Consider the following 1,000-nt stretch of genomic DNA (forward strand, 5'->3'; position numbering starts at 1 on the left):
AGCTTGCGACTGGCTGTACCACAACGGCTGCTTTTATCAGCATTCATAATATGGCCTTTAAAATGCTCAGCACCTACGGCCAAGAGAGCTTAATAAATGACTGGGCTGAACCCTTAGCGAGCGGTGAGAAACTCGCAAGTTATTGTCTTACTGAGCCTGGTGCAGGTTCTGATGCAGCATCACTCACTACAAGCGCAGTCAAAGATGGCGATGACTACATCATATCGGGCAGTAAGGTATTTATCTCTGGCGCGGGGTCTACCGACTTACTGATCACCATGGTTCGTACCGGCGAGCAAGGTGCATCAGGCGTGAGTTGTATTGCGATTCCTGCCGATAGCGAAGGCATTAGCTACGGAAAAAAAGAAGACAAACTAGGCTGGAATGCGCAGCCAACGCGTCAAATAAATTTTGATCAAGTACGTGTTCCACAATCTCATCGCCTAGCAGAAGAAGGCCAAGGTTTTAAGTTGGCGATGGAAGGCTTGGACGGCGGGAGAATTAATATTGCCGCATGCTCAACCGGCACAGCAATCTCAGCACTAAGCGCCGCCACCAACTATGCAAAAGAGAGAGAACAGTTCGGTCAATCGCTCGCACAATTCCAAAGTACTCAAAACAAGCTAGCTGACATGCTGACGGATCTGACCGCAGCCAAGCAAATGATTCGCCTTGCAGCCTACAAACTAGATCAAAAAGACTCTGAACGAACCACATACTGTGCGATGGCTAAACGCTTCGCAACGGATGTCTGCTTTACACTATGTGATGAAGCCCTGCAAATTCATGGCGGTTACGGCTACATCAAAGAGTACCCCTTAGAACGTCACTTTAGAGATTGCCGCGTGCATAGAATTCTCGAAGGCACGAATGAAATCATGCGCGTCATTATTGCCCGCAAACTACTCAACGATCCAAACCTAGCCCTGATTCAGATGTAAGCTCGAGCATGAACCTAGGCATAAGTGTTTTATAATAAATCAAGTTAGGAGTGAACATG

General features: G+C 47.5%; 1 protein-coding gene. It reads left to right on the forward strand.

All coding sequences use genetic code 11. The features are described from left to right. The coding region (locus tag A3738_RS01195) for an acyl-CoA dehydrogenase family protein (protein WP_068763292.1) at window positions 1-941 on the forward strand (941 nt) is incomplete at its 5' end. Window positions 942-1,000: the final 59 nt, after the last annotated feature.

The organism is Oleiphilus sp. HI0066, assembly GCF_001635725.1.